Here is a 25,493-nt window from a genome sequence, read left to right as displayed (position 1 = left end):
ATGCGGTCCGAGGCGGAGATCGTCGTCGTCGGCGCGGGGATCATGGGCCTCGCCATCGCCTACAACCTCGCGCGCCACCACGGCATCACGGACGTCGTCGTCGTCGACCGGGGCTACCTCTGCGGCGGCGCCAGCGGCCGCAACGGCGGCGGGGTGCGGGCGCAGTTCTCGAGCGAGGGCAACATCCGGCTCATGCAGGAGAGCATCCGCATCTGCCGTGATTTCGCCCGCGAGATGAAGATCAACGTCTGGTTCCGGCAGGGCGGCTACCTCTTCCTCGTGCGCAGCGAGGCCGGCCGCCGGACGCTCGAGAAGAGCGTCGCCGTGCAGAACGCGTGCGGCCTCGGCACGCGGATGCTCACCGCCAACGAGGCGCGCGCCATCGTGCCGGAGCTCTCCACCGAGGGCGTGGTCGCGGCGAGCTACAACCCGGACGACGGCGTCGTCTTCCCCTGGCCGTTCGTCTGGGGCTACGCCGAGCGCGCGCAGAAGCTCGGCGTCGACATCGCCACCTTCACGAACGTCCTCGGCTTCCGCACGCGCGGCGCGCGCATCGACGCCGTGGTGACCGACCGCGGCGAGATCCGGACCCACAAGGTCGTCAACGCCGCCGGCGCGTGGAGCCCCGAGGTCGCGCGCCTCCTCGGCGTGGAGCTGCCGAACCGCCCGCACCGCCACGAGATCTGCTCGACCGAGCCGCTGAAGCCCTGGCTCGGCCCGCTGGTCGCGGACCTCTCGAACGGCCTTTATTTCTCGCAGTCGATGCGCGGCGAGATCGTCGGCGGCGTCTCGAACGAGGACGTCCCCGAGGGCCTCGACATGGGGTCGAGCCACAAGTTCCTCGCGCTGTACGCGCGGGCGCTCGTCACCGCGTGCCCGATCCTCGGCAGCGTGAAGGTGCTGCGCCAGTGGGCCGGCTGTTACGATCTCACCCCGGATCAGAACCCGATCGTCGGCGGCGTCGACGAGGTGGAGCACTTCTACCAGGCGTCCGGCTTCATGGGCCACGGCTTCATGATCGCGCCCGTGATGGGCAAGCTCATCGCGCAGCACATCGCCGAGGGCACCTCCCTCCCCCTGTTCGACCGCTGGAACCTGCGCCGCTTCAAGGAAGGCCGGCTCCTCAGCGAGGCGATGATCATCGGCTGAGCGGCTCCCTGCCGCCGCCCCGCGCCCGCCGCGCCAGCCGCGCCAGCCCCCCCCGGCGCGCATCGCCTATACTCGCCCCCTCCCATGGGTCACCTCATCCTCGTCACCGGATCCTCGAGCGGCATCGGCCTCGCGACCGCGGTCGCCTGCGCGGCCGCGGGCCACCGGGTCGTCGCCACGATGCGCCGCCCCGAGAAGGCCGCCGCGCTCCTCGCCGCGGCCAGCGCGCGCGGCGCCTCGCTCGAGGTCGAGCAGCTCGACGTCGCCGCGGAGAACGCGGCCGACAGGGTCCGGGAGATCCTCCAGAAGCACGGCCCCGCTTACGCCCTCGTGAACAACGCCGGCATCGCCGTCGGCGGCGCCTTCGAGGAGCAGGCCGACGGCGACGTGCGGACGCAGTTCGAGACCAACGTCTTCGGCCTCATGGCCGCGACGCGCGCGGTGCTCCCGGCGATGCGCGACGCCGGGCGCGGCCGCATCATCAACGTCTCGAGCGTCTCCGGGCTCGTCGGCCTCCCCGGCGTGAGCATCTACGCGGCCACCAAGCACGCCATCGAGGGCTTCAGCGAGGCCCTGCGCTGGGAGGTCGCCCCCTTCGGCGTCCACGTCTGCCTCGTCGAGCCCGGCACCTTCAAGACCGAGATCTTCTTCGAGAACCAGCGCCGCGGCGCCCACATCGCGCCCGACGGCCCCTACGCCGCCATGACCAAGACGCTCGAGCGGCTCGTCCTCGAGGACGCCGCCAGGGCCCCGGCGCCCACGCCGGTCGCGGCCGCGATCCTCCGCCTCATCGAGGCCCCCTCGCCGCCGTTCCGGACCCTCATCGGCCGGGACGCACGCGCGCTCGTCGCGCTGCGCCGTGTCATCCCCGACCGGCTGTTCGCCACGGGGATCCGCCGGTTGGTCCAGGTACCCCGCTCGCGTTGACACGTTCTCTGACGACGAATAGCTTCGGCTCCGCCGCTTCCGTCACGGGGCGGCGACACGTCGTGGCCGAAGGGGGGCCGCGCCCCCTGCCGCGCGCTGTAGTTGCCCGCTGTCGTCCCCTCAGGCTAACGAAGGCTCGTTGCTGACCGCCTCCCCTGCTGCGCGCGCAGCGCGGCGGCGAGGTCAGGCCGGCAGCATCACCGAGGTCCCGGAGGAAACACCATGTCCCGCTCAGCACGCAGCATCCTGCCGCTCGTTCGCTCGCTCCTCCTGGGGGCCGCCACCGCGTCGTCGATGGCGCTCTCCGCAGGCATCGTCGCCGGGTGCGCCGACGAGAACGACCCCGAGACGCACGTCAAGCGGCTCGACGACCCGGCGACGCTCACCCCCTCGGTCAACCGTCTCGTCCAGTTCTTCGAGGACGCGATGACGCGCGACAACAAGGACCGGACCGGGCCGACGGTCAAGCCGCTCCTCGACAAGATCATCGAGCCGATGACGCAGAAGTGCGTGGGCGGCGACCTCGACGAGCGCACGCGATCGAAGCTCATCAAGTTCATCTCCGACACGCGGGACCCGCGCGGCGAGGCCTGCCTCATCAAGGCGCTGAAGGACTACAAGCCCGAGTCGACCGAGGAGGACGTCCGCTGGGCCGTCCGCGGCCTCGGGGCCATGAAGTCGAAGGCCGCCGCCGGCCCGCTCATGGAGGTGTTCGTCAAGCTCCAGCACGGCAAGCCGAAGGGCTCCACGATCTCGCGCGACGTCCACGACGCGATGGTCGACATCAACGACCCGTCCTGGGAGGGGCAGCTCATCACCATGATCGAGCGCCCGATCAGCGATCCCAAGGACGTCGCCACGATGCGGAACGAGCTGTTCTGGCAGATCACCGCGGCGGAGCTGCTCGGGTGGCAGCGCAGCGAGAAGGCGGTCGTGCCGCTGCTCAAGGTGGTGCTCTCGCCGGTCAAGGCGGACGCCGCCACCACGGCCATCCTCGCCCTCACCAAGATCGGCAAGCCCGCCATCCAGCCGGCCATCTCGCTGCTCCAGGGCGAGCAGAAGGAGCTCATCGAGTACTCGAAGGTCGAGAACCTGAAGGGCGCCGGCGACAAGGCGAGCGCGGAGCAGAAGAAGGCCGCCGAGACCGCCCACGTCGCGGCCGCCGCGCTCGTCCTCGCCACCATCGGCCGGGAAGAGTCGGTGAAGCCGCTGCTCGCGGCGCTCGACAAGGCCGAGGACGTCCCGCGCGCCATCATCGCGCGCGAGCTCACCAAGGTGCCCAAGACCCCGGAGACGATCGCGGCCTTCCAGGCGGCCTACGAGAAGACGCCCGCGGGGCTCGAGATCCCGCCGGCGGGCATCAACGCCCGCGTGATGCTGGCGGAGGCGGCGAGCAACTTCTTCGACGCCAGCATGGTGCCGTGGATCGTGAAGACGGCCGTCGAGTCGCGCGGCGAGGAGGACGACGTCGCGCAGATCCGCGACGTCTCGCTGCAGACGGCGCTCAAGCTGATGAAGCCCGATCAGGTCGCCGACGTCGACCGGCTCGCGAACACGCGCACGAGCGGCGGCGGCACGGTCGGCAAGTCGATGGAGAAGGAGATCAAGCTCGCGAAGGACCTGCTGGGCTCCTGCGGCGCCAAGGTCGAGTGTTACATCGGCAAGCTCAGCGACCCGGCGTCGCAGGCGAAGGAGACGCAGTTCCAGGGGATCAAGTCCGCCTACATGGTCGGCGTCCTCGGCTCCCCCGATGTCCGGCAGCAGATCATCGACGCCATGCCGAAGATCTCGAACGCGGCCGTGCGCTTCGTGTCGGTCTCGGTCATCGACGCCCTCTCGCCGAAGGGCGACGCCGACGTCGCGACCAAGCTGCAGAAGATCGTCGACGAGGGCGAGGCCTCGAAGGACGCCGAGAAGATCTCCGGCAACGCGCCCTTCAAGACGGTGATCTACCGCCTGACCGCCCGCGCCCAGTGACCACGGCGGCCGCGCGCCCCGTCCCGGCGGCCAGCCAGGGACGGGGCGTTTCGTCCAGTAGCTCACGATTTTTCTAGTATCACAAGAACCCGTACTGCCCGGACCCGCGGATCCGCCGGGGAGGCGGGCTCCCCGGTTTTTCCTGGCATCTCCACCGTCTTGACGGTTTACTCCGGCCCCTCTTCACGGGTCTTCCTGGCTGAACGAACCATGATCGTGCTCGAGGTAACCCAGGGTCTCGCTGCCGGGCGCACCTTCGAGCTCCAGGGCGAGCTGATCACGCTCGGGCGCTCGCCGGACAACCGGGTCGTGCTGGACGACCGCCACGTCTCCGGGGCGCACGCGCGCATCGTGAGCAGCGCCGAGGGGGTGATCCTCGAGGACCTGCGCTCGACGAACGGGACGAGCGTGACGCGCCGGGGCGAGCGGCTCGAGCTCGGCCCGGGGCGCAGCGCGGTCGCGCTCCAGACGGGGGACGTCATCGAGCTCGGCTCGGGCGACGCGGTGACGCGGATGGTCGTGACCATCCCGGAGGAGGCCGACGACGCGCGGGTCGTCTCGATCCGGCGCCTCGACGAGATCGAGCCCGCCCAGGCGAAGATCGAGCGCGATCCGAGCGCGCTCTCGGCCATGTACGCGGCGCAGAAGCGCATCGGCGCCGCGAACGATCTCGACCAGGTGCTCGCGGAGATCGCAGACGCGGTGCTCGCGCTGGTGCCGAGCTCGACGCACGTCACCGTGGTGCTGCGCGACGACGACCAGGAGCCGGGGGCGGCGCCGGCGGCGTTCGTCCCGGTGCTGACGCGCGTCCGCTCCGAGTCCGGCCGCGGGGCGCCCCCGGCGGGGCCGGTCCCGATCACGCGCAGCGTGTACCGGAAGGTGATCAAGGAGCGGGCGGCGGTGCTCGCGGCCGACGCGCCGATCGAGGTCGGCCAGACCGAGTCGCTGATGGGCGCCTCGATCCGCAGCACCCTCGCCGTGCCGCTCTGGAAGGGCGAGGAGATCATCGGCGTGCTCCAGGCCGACAACCGGAGCGTGCCCGGGATGCTGAACGCGGGCGACCTGGAGACGCTGCTCGTGCTGGCGGCCAACGCGTCGCTCGCGGTGGCGAACGCCCGGCTCATCAAGCGGCTCGTGCTCGCGGAGGAGCGGCTCCAGAAGGAGAACAGCTTCCTGAAGGGGCGCGAGGAGAAGCGCCGGGGCGGGGGCGCGGTCGACATCATCGGCAAGAGCGAGGCGATGCGCCGGGTGATCGCGCAGCTCGACAAGGTGGTCGACACGCGCGTCACGGTGCTGATCGAGGGCGAGACGGGCACGGGCAAGGAGCTCATCGCCGCCGCCGTGCACTACCGCTCGCGCCGCCGCGACAAGCTGTTCGTCGCGCAGAACTGCGCGGCGCTCGCCGAGAGCCTGCTGGAGAGCGAGCTGTTCGGCCACAAGAAGGGCTCGTTCACGGGCGCGACCGAGGAGAAGAAGGGCCTGTTCGAGATCGCCGACGGGGGCACGCTCTTCCTCGACGAGATCACCGAGACCCCGCTGTCGCTCCAGTCGAAGCTCCTGCGGGCGCTCCAGGAGGGCGAGATCCGCCCCGTGGGCGCGACGAGCCCGAAGCACGTCAACGTGCGCATCGTGGCGGCGACGAACCGGAACCTCGAGGACGAGGTGGCCCGGGGGCGGTTCCGCGAGGACCTCTACTACCGGCTCAAGGTCTTCCCGATCCGCCTGCCGCCGCTGCGCGAGCGGCGCGACGACATCCCGGTGCTCGCTGGGCACTTCCTGGAGCGGTACGCGGACGAGATCGGCAAGCCGTGCGGGGGGTTCAGCCAGCAGGCGATGGAGCTCATGGTGGCGTACGACTGGCCGGGCAACGTCCGGGAGCTCCAGAACGAGGTGCAGCGGATCGTCATCCAGCTCGATCCGGGGTCGTTCGCGACGCCGGAGCTGCTCTCGCCGCGGATCCGGCAGGTCGAGGGGCTCGTGGCGCGGGCGGGGACGCCGAAGGGGTCGCTCAAGGAGATGATGGACGCCGTCGAGAAGTACTTCCTCCTCGAGGCGCTGCGGGGGCACAACAACAACAAGACCAACGCGGCGAAGTCGCTCGGGATCACGCGCGAGGGGCTCCACAAGAAGCTCCGGCAATACGGGATCTGATCCCGGGGGGCGGGGGAGCCAGCGGGAGGGGGGGCTGCGCGCGGGGCGGGCGGGGGGCCCTTCCCACGAACTCGCGCCTCGTGGTGGCTATTGCCATGTGAACGGGTGACGAGAACCAGGGGCGACTCGCTTCGATGCGGGCCGGCGCTCGGGTTCGTGGGGCCCTTCCCCCGCCCACCCCGCGCGCAGCCCCCCCTCCCGCTGGCTCTTCCTGTTGGGGGATTGCAGGCTTGGTACCGCGGGTCGTTTCGGGCGCGTTGCGTTGGCGGGCGGGGCGCGGACGGGGCATGAGACTTCGATGTTCCGGAGCGCGGGGTGGATGGGGGGCGCCGTGGCGGGGGTGCTCGTCGGACTGAGCAGCACGGCGAACGCGTGGTATTTTCCGGAGCACGTCGTGCTCGCCGAGGAGGGGCTGGCGTGGCTGCCGGGGGGCGCCAAGGCGGCGCTCGGGGAGGCGGTGAGGGAAACGGCCGCGAGCTCGCTCGTGTGCGAGCGGCTCGATGAGCCGTTTTACGCCACGACCGCGCTGAAGCGGGACGCGTGTATCCCCTATGCCACGCTCGCGGCGCTCGCGGGGGACCACGCGAGCACCGCGGGGGAGCTGTGGAGTCTCGTGCGAAGAGACGGAGCCGGGGAGACGGGACAGCGGCTCCAGTTCGGCGCTCGGACCCAGTGGCGCGACTTCCTCCGCAAGCTGCGGCAGGACGACGACGCGGCGGCGCTCGCGGACCGGAGCGACCTGGTCCGAGATCTCGATATCTATCTGCTCGGGGTCGACGGCGATTACGTGGCGCGCGCCAAGCAGAACATCACCCACTTCCAGGCGGCGGGGGAGCCCCTCACCCGGGTCACCGAGGACGTCGCGCGGAGAGGGCGAGTCGACAACGCGCTCGGCCAGTTCATCGGCCACCACCTGCGCTCGCTGCAGCTCGCGACGCGCGCGCGGGAGGCGCCGGGCGGCGCGAGGGCGGCGCTGCGGCGCGACGCGCTCCTCGAGCACGCCTATGCGCTCCACTTCCTCCAGGACGCGTTCGCCGCGGGCCACGCGGTGATCACCGCGCAGCAGCGGAGAGCGCCGGAGGATCGCATCGGCACGCACGATCACTTCAACCGCATCGGCGTGTCGGTGACCCGCGTGCTCAACGCCGCGCCCTGCCCGCTCCTGCGGGCCGGCGTGGACGACACGCGCACCCCCGGACTGCCCCCCTGCTGGGAGACGACCGGCGACGGCTTCCTCGGCACCTCGCCCGCCAGCCAGGACCGGCTCCACGCCGCCGAGGCGACCGCGCGCGCGCAGGTCCAGCTCGCCATGGCGCTCGATCCGCGCTGGGTCGAGCGGCTGCTCGAGCCGGCCGCGTGCGGGCAGCCGGCGCCGGCCCGCGACGCCCGGGCGGCCGCGCGCGACGTCGATCTCGCCATGAGCCTGCTCGACCCGACGCCGGCGTGGTCGCTCGGCCCGGCGCAACGCCGGGCGCTGCGCCCGACGTGCGAGCGGGTGAGGCACGTGCTGCGGAGCGCGCTCGCGGCGCTCTCCCGGCTGCGCGAGCGCCGCGGCGTCCCGGCGTTCTCCGGCAACACGAGCGAGGACGTCCCCCGCCTCGTGGAGCCCGACGCGCTCGGCCGCCCCTTCGCGCTCTGCACCCGGCCGGCCGCGCGCGCCGACCCGGGCATCGACTGGTTCGCGAGCGTGCTTTGCAGCGATCCGGAGCGCGTCGTCCTCGGCGCGCCCGACACGAGCCTCCTGCGCCCCATCCTCGCCGTCTGGCCCGTGCCCCAGGCCGAGGCCGGGAGCCTCGAGGGCGAGGACCCGATCGCCCGCGGGTTCAGCTACCAGGTCTGGCTCTCCGCGCCCCTCGCCCTCCGCGGCGCCTCCGACGAGCAGCCAACGCAGGTCTCGTGGAACCCCTCGTTCCTCATGGGCATCTCGTACCGATGGCAATACGTCCTGTCCGGCCGCCCCAACGCCGCGCTGTTCGAGGCCAACGTCGGTCTCCAGACCACCGTGCGCAGCGGCGGCCGCTCCCATTTCGGGTCCTCCGCCCTCACGGAGCTCAGGACGCCTGTCCTTTCCATGATGTTCTGGGCCCTGGCCAACGGCGTCACAAGGGCCTTCGACGGCGGTCGCGGCCTCGCCGACACCGCCGACGTCATCGAGCTCATGCCCTGCGGAGCGCGCTTCTATTTCGATCTGACCAGCTCCGACAGGCCGTTCTTCGACGGCTTCGACGTCGAGGGGCCCGCGCTCCTCCTGCCGCTCGAGCGGGACCTGCTCGGCACGCAGGGCGTCTCGCGCATGCCCCTCGAGATCCGATCGCGCTTCGGCTGCGCGCAGCGGTGCCAGGCGTTCTCCGTGTCCCTCGAGCTCGCGACGGGCGTCTCCAGGCTGTTCTGATCGCCAAAAGTGCGCCCATAGAAATACAGCACAGACAGAACCAACTCTTCTCGCTGCGGCCACGGATCAGGCCCATGCGACGCGCCGCCGACACATGAGCCCTCGGTGTGAGCTCGCCCGAGGCGACACTATCCAGGAATGAGAACCGCGCCGTTCGCTGGTCGAGATCGGCGCGGACCTCGACGGCGTCGCGACGTTCGGGTCGCTCTTCTTCCGTCTGCTGCTTCGACGTCGTCGAGCTCAGGGGATCTCGATGCCGAGGTTCGTCTCGAGGAAGGCGGAGAGCGCGGCCTGATCGGGCTCCGAGAGCGACGAGAACGTCGCGAGGTGGTTGCCGTTGGTCACGTCGAAGCGGACGTTGCCGCTCATCGCCGTCGGGGTGACGGCGCCGACCGCCCACGGGTCCTGGTCGGAGTAGACGAAGGCGACGCCGTCACCGAGGCGGGCGAACTCCTCGAGCGAGCTGTTCTCGGCAGCGTCGAACTCCGGCGCGGTCACGCCCTCGGGCACGAGCCCGCGCTCCATGTCGATGAGGTCGGCGGGGATGAGGCCCTCCTCGACGAGCGCGGCGCGCGGCAAGGCGGGCCAGCCGCTGCTCTGCTGCACCTCGTAGAAGTAGGCGCCGAAGAACGACAGGTACGCGTCGGACATCGGGTAGGTGCCGAAGATGGATGTGACGCTGAAGAACGCCGACGTCAGCTCCTCCGCCGTCGCCGTCGCCGGATCGGGCAGGCCGGCGCAGTCGTCAGGGGTGCCGAAGTACTGCCAGAACAGCCACGGGTAGGAGAGCGCAGCGGCCTCGAAGGCGCGCGCGGGCTCGACGCGGGCGAAGGTGTCGCCGAGCTCGTCGGCGGCCGAGGCCAGCACGGCGGGCTCGACGGCCGAGCGCTGGGCGCCGAGGGCGGCGCGCTGGATGGCCTCGAGGCGATTCTGGCAAGTGGCATCGACGGTGTCGAAGAACGCCAGGAAGCGCGCGTCCTCGGGCACCATGAACGGGGCGCCGAACGCGACGGTGGCGTCGACGTCGTCGGGGTAGTGCTGACGGAAGCTCACCATGTCGACGCCGCCGTTGCTGAAGCCCGAGCCGAGCCACGCGCTCGTGTACAGGTCGTGCAGGCGCACCACGACGTCGTGGGCGTCGTCAGCGACCTGCTTGCGCGTGAAGTGGGAGAAGTCGTCGCCGTTGCCGTTGTGGAAGCGCTTGTCCAAAACAAGCTGGTTTCCCTCGAGGAGCGTCGTCAGCTCATCCTCGTCGAACCCGAGGAAGTTGCTGTATCCCGTGGAGATCAAGTTCATGGGCAGGTCGAAGCCGCGGTGGATGAGCGTGAGGTGATGCTCGTGGGTGCCCGACTTCGCGTCCTGGTGATCGTTCAGCTGCAGGAGCGTGAGGTCGTAGAGCTCGGCCCCGTCGTCGCTGGTGCCGGCCGGGCTGACGATGAAGCCGGCCGCCTCGAGCGCCGCGGTCACGCTGATGCACGATTGCGCTTCGCCGTCGACGCCGACGCAGGCGTCGCAGGCGGGGTCGTCGACGCCGGTGCCCGGGTCGGCCGAGCCGGCGCCGTCGCAGTCCGGATCAGGCGCGCCGCAGCCGCAGTCGCAGCCGTCGGAGCCGTTGAAGCGCAGGGCGTCGCAGGTCCACTCCGGCGGCGGCGCCCCGGTGGTTCCTCCTTGGCTGCCGCAGCCGGAGGCGAGGGGGAGAAGAAGCAGCGGTACCAGCAGTGCAATCGATTTCACGTGAATGTGTCCTTCGGCTAGGGATTCAGGAGACGAGCTCTCCACCCCGCGCGCACGCGGCGGGACGACAGATGCAAGGGTGGGGAGGGTTCAGCGACGACGACCGGCGCGCGGCTGCAGGCAGCCCCGATCTTCAGGGGCCCTCAGAATACGGAGGCGCGATGACCGCTCCTTGGTTCTTCTGCTGGCTGTCGTTCGGTCGTCATGCGGATGGCGCGCGCCGTACCCCAGCCCATACCATATGCCGGTAGCGTTCCCGCCACTGGGGCTCGCGAAATCTGCGAGAGCTCCGTACGCCACGGGCGTGCGCCTTGGGCGAGAGTCGGTCGCATGGCCCTGTGTTCTCGAGGTTTCGTGACGACCGCGCCCGCCGGGTCTCCGCTTGTTGGCGCGTCAACAATCTGCCCGCTGCATGGCGTGAAATGTGGGGCCCGGGTCGCGCACCGCCCCTGTCAAGAGCTTGGACTCGGGGCGGAGGTTGGTGTTACAACCAAATCGTCTCGGGGACGTGATGAGCGCGGGGCCGCGGAGGTCGCGCCGGGCGACCGGCGCGGGCGGGACGCAGCGCGCGGCCCGCGCACCGCCTCTGGCCGGCAGGCGAGCACGAGGGGGAGAGGGGGGAACGTGGACGAGCTGGGAGACGAGCGTCTGAGGACGCGAACCGGGGAGTTCTCCTTCGACAAGGAGAGCAGGATCATCCGTTTTGAGACCCACGAAGGCGCGGTCCAGACGCTCGCCGACGCGAAGGAGAACGTCGCTGCGCTCAGGCGCTTCAGCAAGGGCACGCCGTACGCGTTCCTGTGCGATATCACGAGGTGCAAGGCCACGGACCTGGATGCTCGCACCTACTACGGCGCGGACGAGGGGAGGCAGGCATACCGCGCGATGGCGCTCGTGGGCGGGCGCCCTGTCGGGCGGATGATCGGCAACGTCTTCCTCACCGTCTACGGCAACCGTGACAGGCCCATCCGGCTCTTCGCGGAGGAGCGGGACGCGATCCAGTGGCTGAAAGGGTTCACCGGCTGATGGCCCGCGATCCACGGGACGATCCACGGCTCGCAGAGCTCTGCGAGCTCGCCGTGAGCCTCCTCCCCGCCGAGGAGGGGCGCGGCGCCCCCTCCCCGACCTCCGGGGCGGACGCGCTCGACCGGGCCCTGGCCGCGCTGCGGTCGCTCGCGGCGGCGCGCTCGGACGCGCGCGCGATGAACGAGCGGCTCGAAGGGCTCCTTGAGGTGATCGTGGCGCTCGTCGGGTTCGACTACGCCAGGAAGGCGCACGTCAGCGACAGGAACGACCTCATCGACGGCATGGCCGCCGGCCTGAACATGCTGGGCGAGGAGCTCGCCACCTCGACGGTCTCCAAGACCTATGTGACGAGCATCATCGAATCGATGCTCGATCTCCTCGTCGTCGCCGACCGGGATCGCGGGATCCGGAGCGTCAACCAGGCCGCGTGCGACCTGGCGGGCTATGCCCGGGAAGAGCTCGTCGGCAAGCCGATCGACCTCGTGTTCCCCGGGCTCTCGGCCGGCGCGCTGATCGACGCGGGCGGCGCGCGCGACGAGAGGGTCTGTTTGCGGAAGGACGGGCGCGCCGTCCCGGTGTCGTTCCTCGCCTCGGTCATGCGGGCCGACGGCGGGCAGATTCACGGCCTCGTGTGCGTGGCGCGGGACCTCCGCGAGAGCAAGCAGGCCGAGGAGGAGCGCTGGCGGCTCCGCGAGGCCGTGCATCGCCAGACAGTCCTCGTGGAGGAGCTCTCGACGCCGATCATCCCCATCACCGACGGGCTCATGGTGGTCCCGCTCGTCGGCACGCTGGACGAGCAGCGGCTGTCGCGGATGACGGAGGCGCTCCTGCAGGCGCTCTCGGCCCGGGCAGCCAGCGTGATCATCGTCGACATCACCGGCGTGCGCACGGTGGACGAGCAGGCCGTGCACGGGCTCGTCCGCGCGGTCCGCGCGGCGCGGCTCCTCGGGGCGAGGGTGCTGCTCAGCGGCATCCGCCCGGAGGTGGCGAGGACGCTGGTCGAGATCGGGGCAGACCTCGACGGCGTCGCGACGTTCGGGTCGCTGCAAGGCGGGATCGTCCACGCGTTGAGGGGCGTCGCGGAGCGGGGCCAGCTCGGTCCCGGCGTACGCATCACGTGACCGAGGCTCACGGGAGCTCTCATCCCAGGCCGTGCTGGGAGGTCAGCCGCCTGTCTGCCGCCTGTTTGCCGGGGCGATAGAGCACCGCCAGGAGAGGCAGGAGCGACAGGAGCGTCAGGATATCCTCCCTTCTCTCCTGGCGCCCCCGGCGCCCTGGCGGCCCTGCGACGGCCGGTCTATCGCTTCGGGTTGGCGCGCATCTGCTTCGAGATCTGCTTCCAGCGCCGCTTCTCCTCGCTCCGGGCGCGCGCGTCCTGCTGCAGCGCCACGTGGCGCCGCTCCGCCCCGAGCTTGCGGTAGGCGCCGAGGCGGTCCGGGTCGAGGTCGCCCGCCTCCACGGCGCGGAGCACCGCGCACCCGGGCTCGCCTTCGTGCGCGCAGTCACGGAAGCGGCAAGTTCCGGCGAGGGCCTCGACGTCGTCGAAGCCCGCCGGGCCCGCCCCGTCCGCGGACCAGAGGCCGAGCTCCCGCACCCCCGGCGTGTCGATGAGGAGGCCGCCGCCGGGCAACGGGAAGAGCTCCCGGTGGGCGGTCGTGTGGCGGCCCCGCTCGTCCGACGCCCGGATCGCCCCCTCGCGCTGGATCTCCGCGCCGAGCAGGCGGTTGCTCAGCGCCGATTTCCCCACGCCCGACGAGCCGACCAGGGCGATCGTCTCCCCTGCCCCGATCTCGGCGCGGAGCGCGTCGAGACCCGCGCCGGACAGGGCGCTGACCAGCGCGACCGGCGCCGTGGGGGCGACCTCCCGCGCCGCCTCGATGAACCGCCCCGGATCGGGGCAGACATCTGCCTTGTTGAGCACGAGCACGGGGCGCGCGCCGCTGTCGAGGACCGCGTCGATGTACCGCTCCAGGCGGCGCAGGTTGAAGTCGGCGTTCAGCGACGTGACGATGAACACCTTGTCGATGTTGGCCGCGATCACCTGGGCCTCCACCGTGGTCCCCGCGGCCTTGCGGCGCAGGCAGGTGCTCCGCGCGAACGTGTGCACGATGTACGCGGGCCCGGCGTCGTCGCCGGGCCTCAGCCCCACCCAGTCGCCGACGGTGGGGAGCGCCGCGCGGTCCGCGGCCTCGTGCGCGAGCCGCCCGCTGACGACCGCGACGCGCGGGCCGTCCGCGGTCTGCACGTGGTGCCGCGCGGCGGAGGCGAGCAGGACGCGCGCGGGCTGCACGGCGTCCTCCAGACTGGCGAGCTGCCTCGCGAAGAAGGGAGTCCATCCGAGCCCGATCAGGCCGGGCTGCGGTTCGTGGTGAGAAGACGGATCAACGAGAGAGTCGGAGTTGATGGACATGACGGGACGAGCGCTCCATGGCGTTCGGCCGCGCGCAGGCTGCGGCGCGCGGCGGTCGACGGACAAGGGCGCGGCGGCGCGCGAGCGCGCCCGCGCCGGCCAATCACGCGCGGGGCCGCCACGGCGCGGAGGCTCGTCGACCGATCAGGACGTCACGCCAGAGAGGGCGCGCCCGGCCAGGGCAGATGCCCTGCTGGACGAGCGCAAGCGCGAGGCGCGCGCGCGCCGGAGAGGGCGTGCGCGCGTGCAGGCGACGGCGTGGGGACGAGCTTCAGCGAACCGCGGCGGACACGACGGCGGCGGCGGGGTGATGTGTGTGCTGTGTCTTGCCACTCATGACCTGACCTCCGTTCGGCGTGCGTCACAACGACGCGGCGCCACCTAGAATCCGCCAGCGGCGCGCCGCCGTCAAGCACCGCCGCGCCCGCCATGCCCGGGACCTGACCTGGGCCCGCGAGCCGGCGCCCGGCGGCCTCCGGCCCTCCCCGGTCGGCGGGGCGGCGGGAGGTTGCGAGGAGCCCCTGGCCGCACTAGGGTCCTCCGCTCCATGCCCACACACTTCGAGCTCGTCTCCGAATTCAAGCCGTGCGGTGACCAGCCTCGCGCGCTCCAGGAGATCTGCTCCGCGTACGAGCAGGGCGAGACCTTCCAGGTCCTCCTCGGCGTCACGGGCAGCGGCAAGACGTTCACCGCCGCCAAGGTGATCGAGAAGCTGCAGAAGCCGACGCTCATCATGGCGCCGAACAAGACGCTGGCGGCCCAGCTCTACGGCGAGATGAGGGAGCTCTTCCCCAACAACGCCGTCCACTACTTCGTCAGCTACTACGATTACTACCAGCCCGAGGCGTACGTCCCGACGAGCGACACGTACATCGAGAAGGACGCGATCATCAACGACGCGATCGACCGCATGCGCCACGCGGCGACGCACGCGCTGCTCTCGCGCCCGGACGTGATCATCGTCGCCTCGGTGAGCTGTATCTACGGCATCGGGTCGGCCGAGAGCTACCACGGCCTGCTCATCAAGCTCGAGCGCGGCACCGAGATCCGCCGCGACGAGCTCCTGCGGCGGCTCGTCGACATCCAGTACACGCGCAACGACGTCGACTTCCACCGCGGCACGTTCCGCGTCCGCGGCGACGTGGTCGAGATCTTCCCCGCCTACGAGGAGTCGCTGGCGATCCGGGTCGAGTTCTTCGGCGACGAGATCGAGGCGATCAAGGAGGTCGACCCGGTCCGCGGCAAGGTGGTGGGCCAGCTCGACCGCTACGCCGTCTTCCCCGGCTCCCACTACGTCACCGAGCAGCAGCAGCTCCGGCTCGCGATCCAGGCGATCCGCGAGGAGCTGCGCGAGCGCATCGATTACTACGACAAGGCCGTCCGCTTCCTCGAGAAGCAGCGCATCGAGCAGCGCACGATGTACGACCTCGAGATGCTCGAGCAGATGGGGTTCTGCAACGGCATCGAGAACTACTCGCGCCACCTCTCCGGCCGGAAGCCCGGTGAGCCGCCGCCGACCCTGATCGACTATTTCCCCAAGGATTTCCTGCTGATCATCGACGAGTCGCACCAGACCATCCCGCAGGTCGGGGCGATGTTCCGGGGCGATCGGGCGCGGAAGGAGACGCTGGTCGAGTACGGGTTCCGGCTCCCCAGCGCGCTCGACAACCGGCCGCTGAAGTTCGAGGAGTTCGAGCAGCACTACGCGCAGGTGCTCTTCGTGAGCGCGACCCCCGGCGACTACGAGCTGCAGAAGTCGGCCGGCGCGGTGGTCGAGCAGATCATCCGGCCGACCGGGCTCATCGATCCGCAGATCCAGATCCGGCCGGTGTCCGGGCAGGTCGACGACCTGCTCGCGCGCATCCGGGAGCGGGTGGCCCGCGGCGATCGCGTGCTCGTCACGACGCTGACCAAGCGGATGGCCGAGGATCTGACCGAGTACTACACGGAGCTCGGCATCCGCGTCCGTTACCTCCACTCGGACGTCGACACGCTCCAGCGCGTGGAGATCCTCCGCGATCTGCGGCGCGGCGAGTTCGACGTGCTGGTCGGCATCAACCTGCTGCGCGAGGGGCTCGACCTGCCCGAGGTGTCGCTGGTCGCCATCCTCGACGCCGACAAGGAGGGCTTCCTCCGGAGCCCGCGCTCGCTGATCCAGACGATCGGCCGCGCCGCCCGCAACGTGCACGGCGAGGTCGTGATGTACGCCGATCGCATCACCGAGGCGATGAAGCGCGCGATGGACGAGACGAACCGGCGTCGCGCGATCCAGGAGGCGTACAACAAGGAGCACGGGATCACGCCGGCGACGGTGAAGAAGGCGATCCTCGACCTGTCGCCCACGTCGGGCACGCGCGACTACTACGCCGTGCCGAAGGGGCCGGCGAAGCCGGCGGAGGCGGCGCGCGCGGCGATGGATCTGGTCGACCAGATCGACGCGATCCGGCAGGAGATGTTCGCGGCGGCGGAGAACCTCGAGTTCGAGAAGGCGGCGCGGCTGCGCGACCAGCTCCGCCAGCTCAAGGCGCAGCAGGGCGACGGCGATGCCGGCGTCGCGCGCGAGGTGGCCGAGGAGAAGCCGGCGCGCTCCGGGCGGACGGCGAGCCGGCGCGGCGCGGCGGCGGGCCCGGCGGCGGCCAAGGGCGGCGGCGGCGGCGGGCGCGCGGCGGCGGGCGCCAAGGGCAGCGGCGGGCGCGCGGCGGCGGGGACCAAGAGCGGCGGGCGAGCGGCGGCCGGGCGCGGGCGTTACCGGTAGCGACGGAGCCCGCGGCGGAACTGAGGCCCTCATGGTGCCGATCAGGTCGTCGAGCACTCGAGCTCATGAGATAGCCCTGCCGGTGGGCACGTGATGGCGAATCGGCTTCAGCCCTGTTTCTCGGGGTCGGTGGATGCGATGGGCGTTGGACCGGGGGCACGGGCCTGTTAAGGGGCCTGCGATGGCCGTGCCCTCCGATCCTATCCTCGTCACCGTCTCGGGCAGGGACTACCCCGGCATCACCGCTCGGCTCACCGGTATCCTCAGCGACATCGGCGCCACGCTGCTCGACATCGAGCAGGTGGTGGTGCACGGGAACCTGAACCTCGCGCTGCTCGTGCTCTTCCCGGAGACGCGCAGCGGGCTCAAGGAGCTGCTGTTCGCCGCGAAGGAGCTCGGCGTGGCGCTCGACTTCAAGCCGCTCGACGGGGGCGCCCCGGCGCGGGCGCCCGGCAGCCGCTACGTGGTGACGGCGATCGGGAGGGAGCTCGGCGCCAAGCAGCTCCACGACGTCGCCGCGACCCTGGCGGCGCACGACGCGAACATCGAGAAGATCGCGCGGCTGTCGGTCGAGCGGCTCTCGTCCGTGGAGATCCAGGTGCTGCTCCGGCGCGAGGAGGAGGCCGACGCGCTCAAGCGGGCCCTCTTGGCGCTCGCGATGCAGAACAGCTTCGACCTCGCCCTGCAACGCGAGGGGCTCTTCCGGAGGAGCAAGCGGCTCGTCGTCATGGACATGGACTCGACCCTCATCCGCATCGAGGTGATCGACGAGCTCGCGCGGGCCAAAGGGGTCGTGGAGCAGGTCGCGAAGATCACCGAGCGGGCCATGCAGGGAGAGATGGATTACGACGAGTCGCTCCGCCAGCGGCTCGCGCTGCTCCGCGGCCTCGACATCGGCGTGCTCCGGAAGCTCGCCGCAGAGCTCCCCATCACCGAGGGCGCCGAGACGCTCATCCGGGTGCTGAAGCGGCTCGGCTACCGGACGGCGGTGATCTCGGGCGGGTTCTCGATCGCAGCAGAGGCGCTGAAGGTCCGGCTCGGGATCGACTACGCCTACTCGAACGCCCTCGAGGTCGAAGGCGGCAAGCTGACCGGACGGGTCACAGGCCCCATCGTCAACGCGCAACGCAAGGCGGAGCTGCTCGAGACCATCGCCCAGGCAGAGGGCGTGCTCCTCGATCAGACCATCGCCGTGGGCGACGGCGCCAACGACCTCCTCATGCTCCAGCGCGCCGGGCTCGGTGTCGCGTTCCGCGCGAAGCCCAAGCTCCGGGAAGCGGCAGACACCTCCCTGTCCGCGAGCGGCCTCGACGCCATCCTCTTCCTCCTCGGCATCACCGAGCGCGAGCTCCTCGAAGTGACGTGAGCGGCACGAGACATCGAGTCTCGACCAGGGACAGAAGAGACGTGTCCGGCGGACGCAGAGCCCCGCGACGGGAGCGAGCGGCGCCTGATCCAGCGCGGCGTGGATCCTCGACGGCCGCGCCGGGCCACAACCTTAACCGATTCAGTTTGCGGCTGGCCGGTCGGCCATGGGCTGGTGATGCCGGCGCGCCGGCCGGAGCTCTCGCGCGACCGGCGCGGCCGCTCGTCGGCCGCGCCGCCGGCGCCGGGATGGATGTGGGAGCGCCTGCGCCGACCCGGCGGTCTCCGGCGGAGCTCGGCGCCTGTGAGAGCGTCGGCTCGCCTCGGGGCCGCCGTGCTATCCAGACGAGGCCTGGCGATGGAGCCGGTTCACCCGGCGGGATCGATCCGCCGCCCGGCAGCGGAGGTGAGGCGTGAAGCGTCCGACGATCACGGACATCGCGTGGCGTGCAGGGGTATCCAAGGGAGCGGTCTCCTACGCGCTCAACGGCAGGCCCGGCGTGTCGGAGCCGACGCGCGAGCGCATCCTCGCGATCGCGGCCGAGATGGGCTGGCAGCCGAGCAACGCCGCGCGGGCGCTCTCCGACGGGCGGGCGGGCGCGGTCGGCCTGGTCATCGATCGGCCCGCGCACACGCTCGGCATCGAGCCGTTCTTCATGCAGCTCATCTCGGGCATCGAGGCGGAGCTGTCCGAGAAGGCGGAGGCGCTGCTGCTCAAGGTGACGGAGGATCGCGCGGCCGAGGTGGAGACCTACCGCCGCTGGTGGGCCGAGCGGCGGGTCGACGGGGTGATCCTTGTCGACCTGCGCGAGGACGATCCGCGCGTGAAGCTGGTCGAGGAGCTGAAGCTCCCCGCGGTCGTGATCGGCGGGCCGGTGGGCAAGGGGCAGCTCTCGGGCGTGTGGAGCGACGACGGCGGCGCCATGAAGGCGGTGGTCGACTACCTCGCCGCGCTCGGCCACCGGTCGATCGCGCGGGTCGCCGGCCCCGCGGAGTTCGTGCACACCGCGATCCGCACGAGGGCGTTCAACGCCGCCGCCCGCCAGAGGCGCCTCGAACGGGCGGTGACGGTCCACGCCGACTACACGGGCGAGGCGGGCGGCCAGGCCACGCGCCGGCTGCTCGCGGAGGCCACGCCGCCGACGGCGATCGTCTACGACAACGACGTGATGGCCGTGGCCGCGCTCGCGGTCGCGCACGAGATGCGCGTCCCCGTGCCCGAGCGCCTCTCGATCGTGGCGTGGGACGACTCGGCGCTGTGCCAGCTCGTGCACCCCGCCCTGACCGCCGTGCGCCGCAACATCGCCGAGCACGGCTCCCGCGCCGCCGCGCTTCTCCTCCGCCTCGTCGCCGGCGAGCCGATCGACGACGCCGAGTGCAGCGCGCCGACCCTCGCGACGCGCGGCAGCACCGCGCCGCCCGCGCCCCCCTGACCCGCGCCCATCGCCCGCGAGGCGGCGCGGCCGTCCCTCGAGGACGTGGACACTGAACCGATTAAGTGCTCTTCTCGCCGCGCGCAGCAGGGGCGCGAGCAGACCAGCACGAGAGGGAGCATGCACCGCAATTTCGCCAAAGTCGCTGTCCGCAATCGAGCGGTCGCCTGGCTCGGGGCCAATTTCTGGTCGAGGCGCGGCGGCCCGCTGATGTGGAAGAGCTACGATCCGGCCCTGATCCGCGAGGAGCTCCGGGTGCTCGCCGACCACGGCCTCACCATGACCCGGTCGTTCTTCTACTGGCCGCACTTCATGCCCGAGCCGGACCGGGTCGACGAGGAGTGCGCCGCGCGGTACGACGATTTCCTCGAGGCCCACACCGAGGCGGGGCTGACCACGATCCCGACGCTCCTCGTCGGCCACATGTCCGGCGAGAACTGGGATCCGGTCTGGCGGCGCGGGCGCGACCTCTATGGGGACGTGTGGATGGTCGCCCGGCAGGCGTGGTTCGCGGAACAGATGGCGCGGCGCTTCTCGGGCCACCCGGCGGTGGCCGGCTGGCTCATCTCGAACGAGATGCCGATCTACGGCGAGCGCGAGCGGTCCGTGCGCGAGACCGTCACGAGCTGGGCGAGCCTGCTCGTGCAGGGGCTGCGGGCGGGCGGGGCGACCCAGCCGATCTCGATCGGCGACGGCGCGTGGGGCATCGAGGTCACGGGCAACGACAACGGGTTCTCCGTCCGCGATCTCGGCGCGCTCGTCGATTTCGTCGGCCCTCACGTGTACCGGATGGAGAACGACATGGTCCGCCAGCACTATGGCGCCGCGTTCATCTGCGAGCTCACGGGCTTCCTGGGCAAGCCGGTCGTGCTGGAGGAGTTCGGGGTGTCCTCGGACTTCGTGTCGGACGAGAACGCCGCGCACTATTACCGGCAGGTCCTCCACAACACCTTGCTGGCCGGCGCCACCGGCTGGATCGGCTGGAACAACACCGATTTCGACCTCATCCACCAGGACCCGTATCGCCATCACCCCTTCGAGCTCCATTTCGGGCTGACGACGACCGACGGTCGCCCCAAGCCGCAGCTCGCGGAGATGGCCCGTTTCGCGAAGGAGCTGGCCGACATCGACGTCCTCGGCTGCGAGCGCGAGCCGGCCGACGCGGCGCTGATCGTGCCGTCGTACCTGGAGGGCGCCTTTCCGTTCACCGAGGCCGAGGACCGCAGCTATCTGTTCACCATGCTGCGACAGGCCTACATCGCGGCGAAGGAGGCGGACGTGCCGGTCGGGCTGACCCGGGAGCGGGACGGGATCGCCGAGGACTGCCGGCTGTATCTCCTGCCGTCCACCAAGCAGCTCACCGCGCCGACCTGGCATCTCCTCGAGCGGCTCGCCTCGGAGGGCGCGGTCGTCTACGCGTCGTACTGCCACGGCACGCACGGCTCGCAGCGCGGTCCGTGGTACGCGCACCTCAATGCGATGTTCGGCGTCGAGCATCAGCTCCGCTACGGGATGGTCGACCCGATCGAGGACGCGCAGGCGACGCTCACCTTTGAGCGCCCGTTCGGCACGATCGCGGAGGGCACAACGCTCGCGTTCCCGGTGGCCGGCACCGAGCACAGCCGCGCTTACCTGCCGGTGCGTCCCCGGGGCGCGGAGGTCGTGGCGGTCGACCAGCGCGGCCGGCCGGCGCTGCTGCGGCGCCAGGTCGGTCGCGGCAGCATCGTGCTCTGCACCTATCCGGTCGAGCACTTCGCCGCGGCGACCCCGCGGGTCAATCCGGAGCCGACCTACCGGCTCTACGACGCGCTCGCCGCGCTCGCCGGCGTGCGGCGGCCGGTGACCGTGGACGACCCGCGCGTCGCGGCAGACACCCTGCGCCACCGCGATGGACGTCGCTTCGTGTTCCTGGTGAGCCAGTCGGATCAGCCGCTCTCGGTCAAGCCGGTCGCGGCCTCGGGGCACCTCGTCGAGCGGGGCGGCGAGACCCCGGTCCACACGGTCGAGCTCGCGCCATACGACGTGCAGATCCTCGAGCTGCGCGCGCAGTAAGCGGCTCAGTACCAGCGGGGCGTTCCGCAATCCACGTGCAGGTGGTCCCGGTGGCTCGCGTCGAAGTCCGGCCCGAGGACGCGCGACGCGGCCCCATCCGCGCGCAGCCGCCGGGTCACGCTCCTCAGGAAATGCCCCTCCCGGGTGCTCGGGTCATTGCCATACAGCACGTAATCGCGGAGCACGCTGATCGCGCGCCCGCGCTTCGGGGTGAAGCGCGCGATATCGAACGCATTGCCGAACGAGTGCTCGCTCAGGCCCTCGCTCCACTTGCGCATCCTGCCGACCACTTCCCGGCAGGCGTAGCTCCCCAGCGTGCTGACGCGGGTGATCGGCGAGCCCAGGTGCGCCTCTGCCTCTTCCTGGATGACACGCTCGATATCGACCAGCCGCAAGGCCAGGGAGCAGTCGATCTGCAGCGGCGGCGAATACACGATGCCGGTCGGGCCGCGCGTCAGCAGCACGCCGCGCGGGATGCCGCACCCCTTCTTGTTGGGCTTCTGGGTGTCAGGGATCGGCTGGAACCGCGCGCCCGTGCTCTTCAGCGCGTCGCGGCAGTCCGCTCCCGCGGCCGCGGCGATGTGGTTCCACTGCCGCTGCGCGCGCGGCGGCCGCTCGCGCAGGCCGGTCGCGTCAGCGAGGTGATCGACCCAGGCGCCCGCCCATCCGGACGACGCGGGCGCCGGCGCCGCGGGCTCTCCCCCGGCGACCGGCGGCGCCGCGACGCCGGGCGCCGTCGCCGGCGAGGCGGATGCACCGCCGGCGACGCCAGACGCCGCGCCAGGAAGTGCCGGCGCCGGGGGCGCGATCAGCGCGGCTCCACCGAGCTCGGAGGGCGTCGGGCTCCCGTGGGAACAGGACAGCACCGAGATCACCGCCGCCGCGGCGAGCCCCGGAAGCAAGCGTGCGTGCACACCGATCTCCGTACCTCAGAGGGCGAACCGCGCAAGACAAGCGATCTGCCCATCTCCGGATCGCGGCTCACACCGCGCACCGGTTCGCCCGTGTCAGGCCGCCGTCGCGCCGCCTCCGGCCGCCTCGCCCCCGCCGCGCGCCGCTTCGCCCGACTCGTCCGGCGTCCGCGTCCCCCGCAGCAGGAGCAGCCCGGCGAGGCTCACCACGACCGCGGCGGCCGTGAGGCTCCACGGCACCACCTCTCCCTCCATGACGCCCTGCGTCCACGGCGGCTTGAAATAGAGCAGCGACACCGCGATCCCGTTGTTCAGGGCGTGAAGGAGCGCCCCGGCCAGCACCGAGCCGGTGCGGTGGCGCGCGTAGCCGAGCGCGAGCCCGAGCGAGAACGTCGGCAAGAGCCGGTACACCGAGCCGTGGGCGAGCCCGAAGAGGAGCGCCGACACCCCGATCGCCACCGCGGGCCCTGCGCGGCGCAGCCCCGCGTAGACGAGGCCGCGGAACAGGAGCTCCTCGCAGACGGCCGGCGTCACGGCGACGAGCAGCAGCACGACCAGGTACGGCTGCCCGCCGAGCAGCACGAGCTCGCCGAGCTCGCGGGCGAAGCGCTCCGGCGCGGGGAACCACCGGAGGACGGTGCCGCCGAGCGCGATCCACGCCGACACGCCGAGGAGCAGCGCCCCGGCGAGGCCCCGCGCCGAGGGCGCCCGGAGGCCGAGCGTCGCCCGCGGCGCGTAGCCGAAGCCGGCGACCAGCGCGAGCGTCGGCAGAAGGAAGAAGCCGACCTGCGAGACCGCGAGCTGGAGCGCCACGCTCGCGCGCTCGATGAGCAGGCTGCCGTAGAAGAAGAGCACCTGCACGCCCGCGAACGCCGCGAGCGAGAAGCCGACCGTCGGCGTCCCGCCGGCCCGGCGCCCGAGGCCCAGCACGGCGCTCGCCGACTCGTGGCCTCCGAGGAGCACGCTCTCGCGCGCGAAGACGTGCGCGGCGAAGAGGAGCGCGAGGCAGGCGTAGAGCGCCGAGGAGATGAGCGCCGCGAAGAGGAGATCGACCGGCGCCTCCCCGAGGAACAGCGCCTTGATCAGCACCGCGATGTTGAGCACCGGCGCGTAGGCCGTCCACGGGTTGAGCTCGACCACCGGCAGGGCCGTGATGCCGGCGAGCAGCGAGAGCGGCAGGTACGCCGGCATGAGCGCGTTCTGGCCGTCCTTGAAGTCCTTCGCGAACACGGCGAGCGCGAGGAACAGCGCCGAGAACAGGAGCGTGACCGGCACGAGCAGCACGAACGTCAGCGCGAAGATCCAGGGATCGACGACCATCACGTCGGGCAGCATCCGGCTGACGGTGAGCGACAGGCTCACCACGTTGCCGAGCGCGGTGAGCAGGGAGATGACCCACACGGCCAGGAACTTGCCCGAGATGATCTCGATCGATCGCACCGGCGCGCACAGGAGCGTCTGCATCGTGCCGCGCTCCTTCTCGCCCGCCGTGAGATCGATCGCCGGCAGGAAGCTGCCGAGGAGCGACATCAGGATCAGCATCATCGGCATCATCGAGCCGAGGATCTGGCCGACCTTGCGGCTGTCCGGCGCGACGTCGCGCGGCACGACGTCGTAGGCGCTCGAGAACCCCTCGGGCAGCCCGCGCGCCGCCTCGCGATCCGCGACGATCGCCCTGCGCGCGCGCCGCAGCGCGTCCTCGAGGCGCGCCTCCGCCATGGCCGAGTCGGCGCGGACCGAGTCGAAGTAGATCGCGACGGCGCCCTTCCCGCCGCGCTCCAGCTCGGCCCGCAGCGTCGGCCACGGGATGAGCACCGCGTCGACCTTGCGCTCGCTCACCGCGGCGCGCGCCGCGGCGAGCACGGGGTTCTCCGGCTCGGTCCACCGCGGCCGCGCGTCTTCCCCCTCCTCCTTGTCTGGCCCCGGCTCCGCCCCGGCTTCCGGGTCCGCCGGCGGCGCGAGCGCCCCCGAGGCGAGCCCCTCGCGCACGTCGGGGGGCGCGCCCTCCCACGGCGCGAGCTCGATCTTGCCCGCCGACTCCAGCCGCCTGTGCAGGTCCTCGGCGAGCTCTCCCCACACCGCGATCCTCGACGAGCGCGCCTCGCGCGCCGCCGCCTCGGAGCCGATGAGCTTGCTCATCCCGAGCGCGAACAGCGGATAGAGCAGGACCGGGATGACGAGGAGGCGCACGAGCGTGCGTCGATCCCGGAGCGACTCGACGAGCTCCTTGCGCAGGATGGTCCAGACGATGGCGAGCCTCACGGCGCCTCCCCTCCCCCGGCCGGCGCGCCGGCGCGCTCTGCCGTCTCGCCCGCCCCGCGCGAGCGGCTCCGCGCCGCGTGATGGAGAAAGGCGTCGGTCAGGTTCGCGGTGCCCGTGCGCTCGAGCAGCTCCGGCAGCGCGCCGGTGTCGGCGATGCGCCCCTCGTGCAGGAGGGCGATGCGATCGCAGAGGTACTCGGCCTCGCCCATGATGTGCGTCGAGAAGAGGACGGCCTTGCCCGCGGCGCGCTCGCGCCGGATCGACTCGACGATGAAGCGGCCGCTGAGGACGTCGAGCGCCGTCGTCGGCTCGTCGAGGATGAGCACCTCGGGCTCGTGGAGGAAGGCGCGCGCGATGTTGGCGCGCTGCTTCTGCCCCGCGGACAGCGTGCTGCACGGCCGCGACGCGAACGCGTCCATCTCGAGGTCGGCCACCAGCGCGTCGATGCGGCGCGAGAGCGCTGCCTCGCTCATGCCGTACAGCCTGCCGAAGTAGCGGAGCACCTCGCGGGGCGTGAGGCGCTGGTAGAGCTGGGTGTCGCCGGAGAGAAAGCCGATGCGCTGCTTCGCCTCGAGCGGCCTCGCCGCGAGGTCGACGCCGCCGATGAGGACGCGCCCCGCGGTCGGCGACAGGATGCCGGCGAGCATCCGCAGCGTCGTCGTCTTGCCCGCGCCGTTCGGCCCCAGCAGGCCGACGACCTCCCCGGGGCGCACGGCGAGGTCGATCCCGTCCACGGCCGTGAAGTCGCCGAACCGCTTCACCAGACGCTCGGCGAGGAGTGCGGGGCGCATGGCGGCATGTCCTATCCGGTCCGCAGCAGCGCGCAAAGCGCCGGTCCCGCCGTCGTCCGCGGGACCTCGGAGGAGCGCCCCGGCGCGACGGCCCCCGGCTCACGCCGCCCGGTCGTCCTCCGGGCGGCCGCTCCACGGCACGCGCACCTCGACGTGCG

General features: G+C 71.6%; 16 protein-coding genes. 11 read left to right on the top strand and 5 right to left on the bottom strand.

Going from position 1 to position 25,493, the window contains the following annotated elements:
• The 5 genes from WME96_RS04030 (at position 1) to WME96_RS04010 (ending at position 8,596) form a co-directional block, all read left to right on the top strand.
• Positions 1-1,149: an NAD(P)/FAD-dependent oxidoreductase gene (locus WME96_RS04030; protein WP_437288855.1), complete on the top strand. Its 1,149-nt coding sequence runs from the start codon at positions 1-3 to the stop codon at positions 1,147-1,149.
• Between the two features lie 84 nt (positions 1,150-1,233).
• Positions 1,234-2,076, top strand: coding sequence for an SDR family NAD(P)-dependent oxidoreductase (locus WME96_RS04025; RefSeq protein WP_437288854.1), 843 nt, complete (start codon positions 1,234-1,236; stop codon positions 2,074-2,076).
• Between the two features lie 222 nt (positions 2,077-2,298).
• Positions 2,299-4,053: a hypothetical protein gene (locus WME96_RS04020; protein WP_437288853.1), complete on the top strand. Its 1,755-nt coding sequence runs from the start codon at positions 2,299-2,301 to the stop codon at positions 4,051-4,053.
• A gap of 210 nt (positions 4,054-4,263) precedes the next feature.
• Positions 4,264-6,204: a sigma 54-interacting transcriptional regulator gene (locus tag WME96_RS04015; protein ID WP_437288852.1), complete on the top strand. Its 1,941-nt coding sequence runs from the start codon at positions 4,264-4,266 to the stop codon at positions 6,202-6,204.
• A 298-nt stretch (positions 6,205-6,502) separates the two neighbouring features.
• Complete coding sequence (locus WME96_RS04010) at positions 6,503-8,596, top strand: hypothetical protein (protein WP_437288851.1); 2,094 nt, start codon at positions 6,503-6,505, stop codon at positions 8,594-8,596.
• A 240-nt stretch (positions 8,597-8,836) separates the two neighbouring features.
• Here WME96_RS04010 and WME96_RS04005 read toward each other — a convergent pair whose 3' ends face one another.
• On the bottom strand, positions 8,837-10,330 hold the full coding sequence (locus WME96_RS04005; protein WP_437288850.1) for a hypothetical protein: 1,494 nt from the start codon (positions 10,328-10,330) through the stop codon (positions 8,837-8,839).
• A gap of 624 nt (positions 10,331-10,954) precedes the next feature.
• Between WME96_RS04005 and WME96_RS04000 the strand changes: the two genes are divergently transcribed.
• Both WME96_RS04000 and WME96_RS03995 read left to right on the top strand, forming a co-directional pair.
• Complete coding sequence (locus WME96_RS04000) at positions 10,955-11,356, top strand: DUF7793 family protein (RefSeq protein ID WP_437288849.1); 402 nt, start codon at positions 10,955-10,957, stop codon at positions 11,354-11,356.
• A 53-nt stretch (positions 11,357-11,409) separates the two neighbouring features.
• Positions 11,410-12,477 (top strand): PAS domain S-box protein, encoded by a 1,068-nt coding sequence (locus tag WME96_RS03995; RefSeq protein WP_437288848.1) that lies wholly within the window; start codon positions 11,410-11,412, stop codon positions 12,475-12,477.
• A gap of 176 nt (positions 12,478-12,653) precedes the next feature.
• Here WME96_RS03995 and rsgA read toward each other — a convergent pair whose 3' ends face one another.
• The gene (gene rsgA, locus WME96_RS03990) at positions 12,654-13,766 is read right to left on the bottom strand and encodes a ribosome small subunit-dependent GTPase A (RefSeq protein WP_437288847.1); all 1,113 of its coding nucleotides are present in this window, start codon (positions 13,764-13,766) and stop codon (positions 12,654-12,656) included.
• Positions 13,767-14,313: 547 nt separating this feature from the next.
• Between rsgA and uvrB the strand changes: the two genes are divergently transcribed.
• The 4 genes from uvrB to WME96_RS03970 all read left to right on the top strand — a co-directional run bounded on the left by uvrB (position 14,314) and on the right by WME96_RS03970 (position 21,371).
• Positions 14,314-16,521, top strand: coding sequence for an excinuclease ABC subunit UvrB (gene uvrB, locus WME96_RS03985; protein ID WP_437288846.1), 2,208 nt, complete (start codon positions 14,314-14,316; stop codon positions 16,519-16,521).
• Positions 16,522-16,702: 181 nt separating this feature from the next.
• Positions 16,703-17,887: a phosphoserine phosphatase SerB gene (gene serB / locus WME96_RS03980; protein WP_437288845.1), complete on the top strand. Its 1,185-nt coding sequence runs from the start codon at positions 16,703-16,705 to the stop codon at positions 17,885-17,887.
• Between the two features lie 412 nt (positions 17,888-18,299).
• Positions 18,300-19,319 carry a LacI family DNA-binding transcriptional regulator gene (locus WME96_RS03975; protein WP_437288844.1) on the top strand — a complete coding sequence of 340 codons (1,020 nt, stop codon included), beginning with the start codon at positions 18,300-18,302 and terminating at the stop codon, positions 19,317-19,319.
• Positions 19,320-19,439: 120 nt separating this feature from the next.
• A complete protein-coding gene (locus WME96_RS03970; RefSeq protein ID WP_437288843.1) occupies positions 19,440-21,371 on the top strand; it encodes a glycoside hydrolase 5 family protein in 1,932 nt (643 codons plus the stop codon).
• A 5-nt stretch (positions 21,372-21,376) separates the two neighbouring features.
• On the opposite strand, the gene WME96_RS03965 is transcribed toward WME96_RS03970, so the two are convergent.
• From WME96_RS03965 to WME96_RS03955, 3 genes are all read right to left on the bottom strand, one after another.
• The gene (locus WME96_RS03965; RefSeq protein ID WP_437288842.1) at positions 21,377-22,285 is read right to left on the bottom strand and encodes an extensin-like domain-containing protein; all 909 of its coding nucleotides are present in this window, start codon (positions 22,283-22,285) and stop codon (positions 21,377-21,379) included.
• A gap of 93 nt (positions 22,286-22,378) precedes the next feature.
• Positions 22,379-24,544, bottom strand: a complete 2,166-nt coding sequence (locus tag WME96_RS03960) for an ABC transporter permease subunit/CPBP intramembrane protease (RefSeq protein ID WP_437288841.1) — start codon at positions 24,542-24,544, stop codon at positions 22,379-22,381.
• Complete coding sequence (locus WME96_RS03955) at positions 24,541-25,335, bottom strand: ABC transporter ATP-binding protein (protein ID WP_437288840.1); 795 nt, start codon at positions 25,333-25,335, stop codon at positions 24,541-24,543. Before WME96_RS03955 ends, WME96_RS03960 begins: the two co-directional genes overlap by 4 nt.
• Positions 25,336-25,493: the final 158 nt, after the last annotated feature.

Source organism: Sorangium sp. So ce406 (genome assembly GCF_051474675.1).
GTDB classification, from domain to species: domain Bacteria; phylum Myxococcota_A; class Polyangia; order Polyangiales; family Polyangiaceae; genus Sorangium; species Sorangium cellulosum_G.
This window is presented reverse-complemented; position numbering and strand designations above follow the sequence as displayed.

What these genes read in the sequence shown, in the direction of transcription:
- WME96_RS04030 (WP_437288855.1), top strand. Translation starts at nt 1, where the DNA reads ATGCGGTCCGAGGCGGAGATCGTCGTCGTCGGCGCGGGGATCATGGGC.
- WME96_RS04025 (WP_437288854.1), top strand. Translation starts at nt 1,234, where the DNA reads ATGGGTCACCTCATCCTCGTCACCGGATCCTCGAGCGGCATCGGCCTC.
- WME96_RS04020 (WP_437288853.1), top strand. Translation starts at nt 2,299, where the DNA reads ATGTCCCGCTCAGCACGCAGCATCCTGCCGCTCGTTCGCTCGCTCCTC.
- WME96_RS04015 (WP_437288852.1), top strand. Translation starts at nt 4,264, where the DNA reads ATGATCGTGCTCGAGGTAACCCAGGGTCTCGCTGCCGGGCGCACCTTC.
- WME96_RS04010 (WP_437288851.1), top strand. Translation starts at nt 6,503, where the DNA reads ATGTTCCGGAGCGCGGGGTGGATGGGGGGCGCCGTGGCGGGGGTGCTC.
- rsgA (WP_437288847.1), bottom strand. Translation starts at nt 13,766, where the DNA reads ATGTCCATCAACTCCGACTCTCTCGTTGATCCGTCTTCTCACCACGAA.
- uvrB (WP_437288846.1), top strand. Translation starts at nt 14,314, where the DNA reads ATGCCCACACACTTCGAGCTCGTCTCCGAATTCAAGCCGTGCGGTGAC.
- serB (WP_437288845.1), top strand. Translation starts at nt 16,703, where the DNA reads ATGGCCGTGCCCTCCGATCCTATCCTCGTCACCGTCTCGGGCAGGGAC.
- WME96_RS03970 (WP_437288843.1), top strand. Translation starts at nt 19,440, where the DNA reads ATGCACCGCAATTTCGCCAAAGTCGCTGTCCGCAATCGAGCGGTCGCC.
- WME96_RS03955 (WP_437288840.1), bottom strand. Translation starts at nt 25,335, where the DNA reads ATGCGCCCCGCACTCCTCGCCGAGCGTCTGGTGAAGCGGTTCGGCGAC.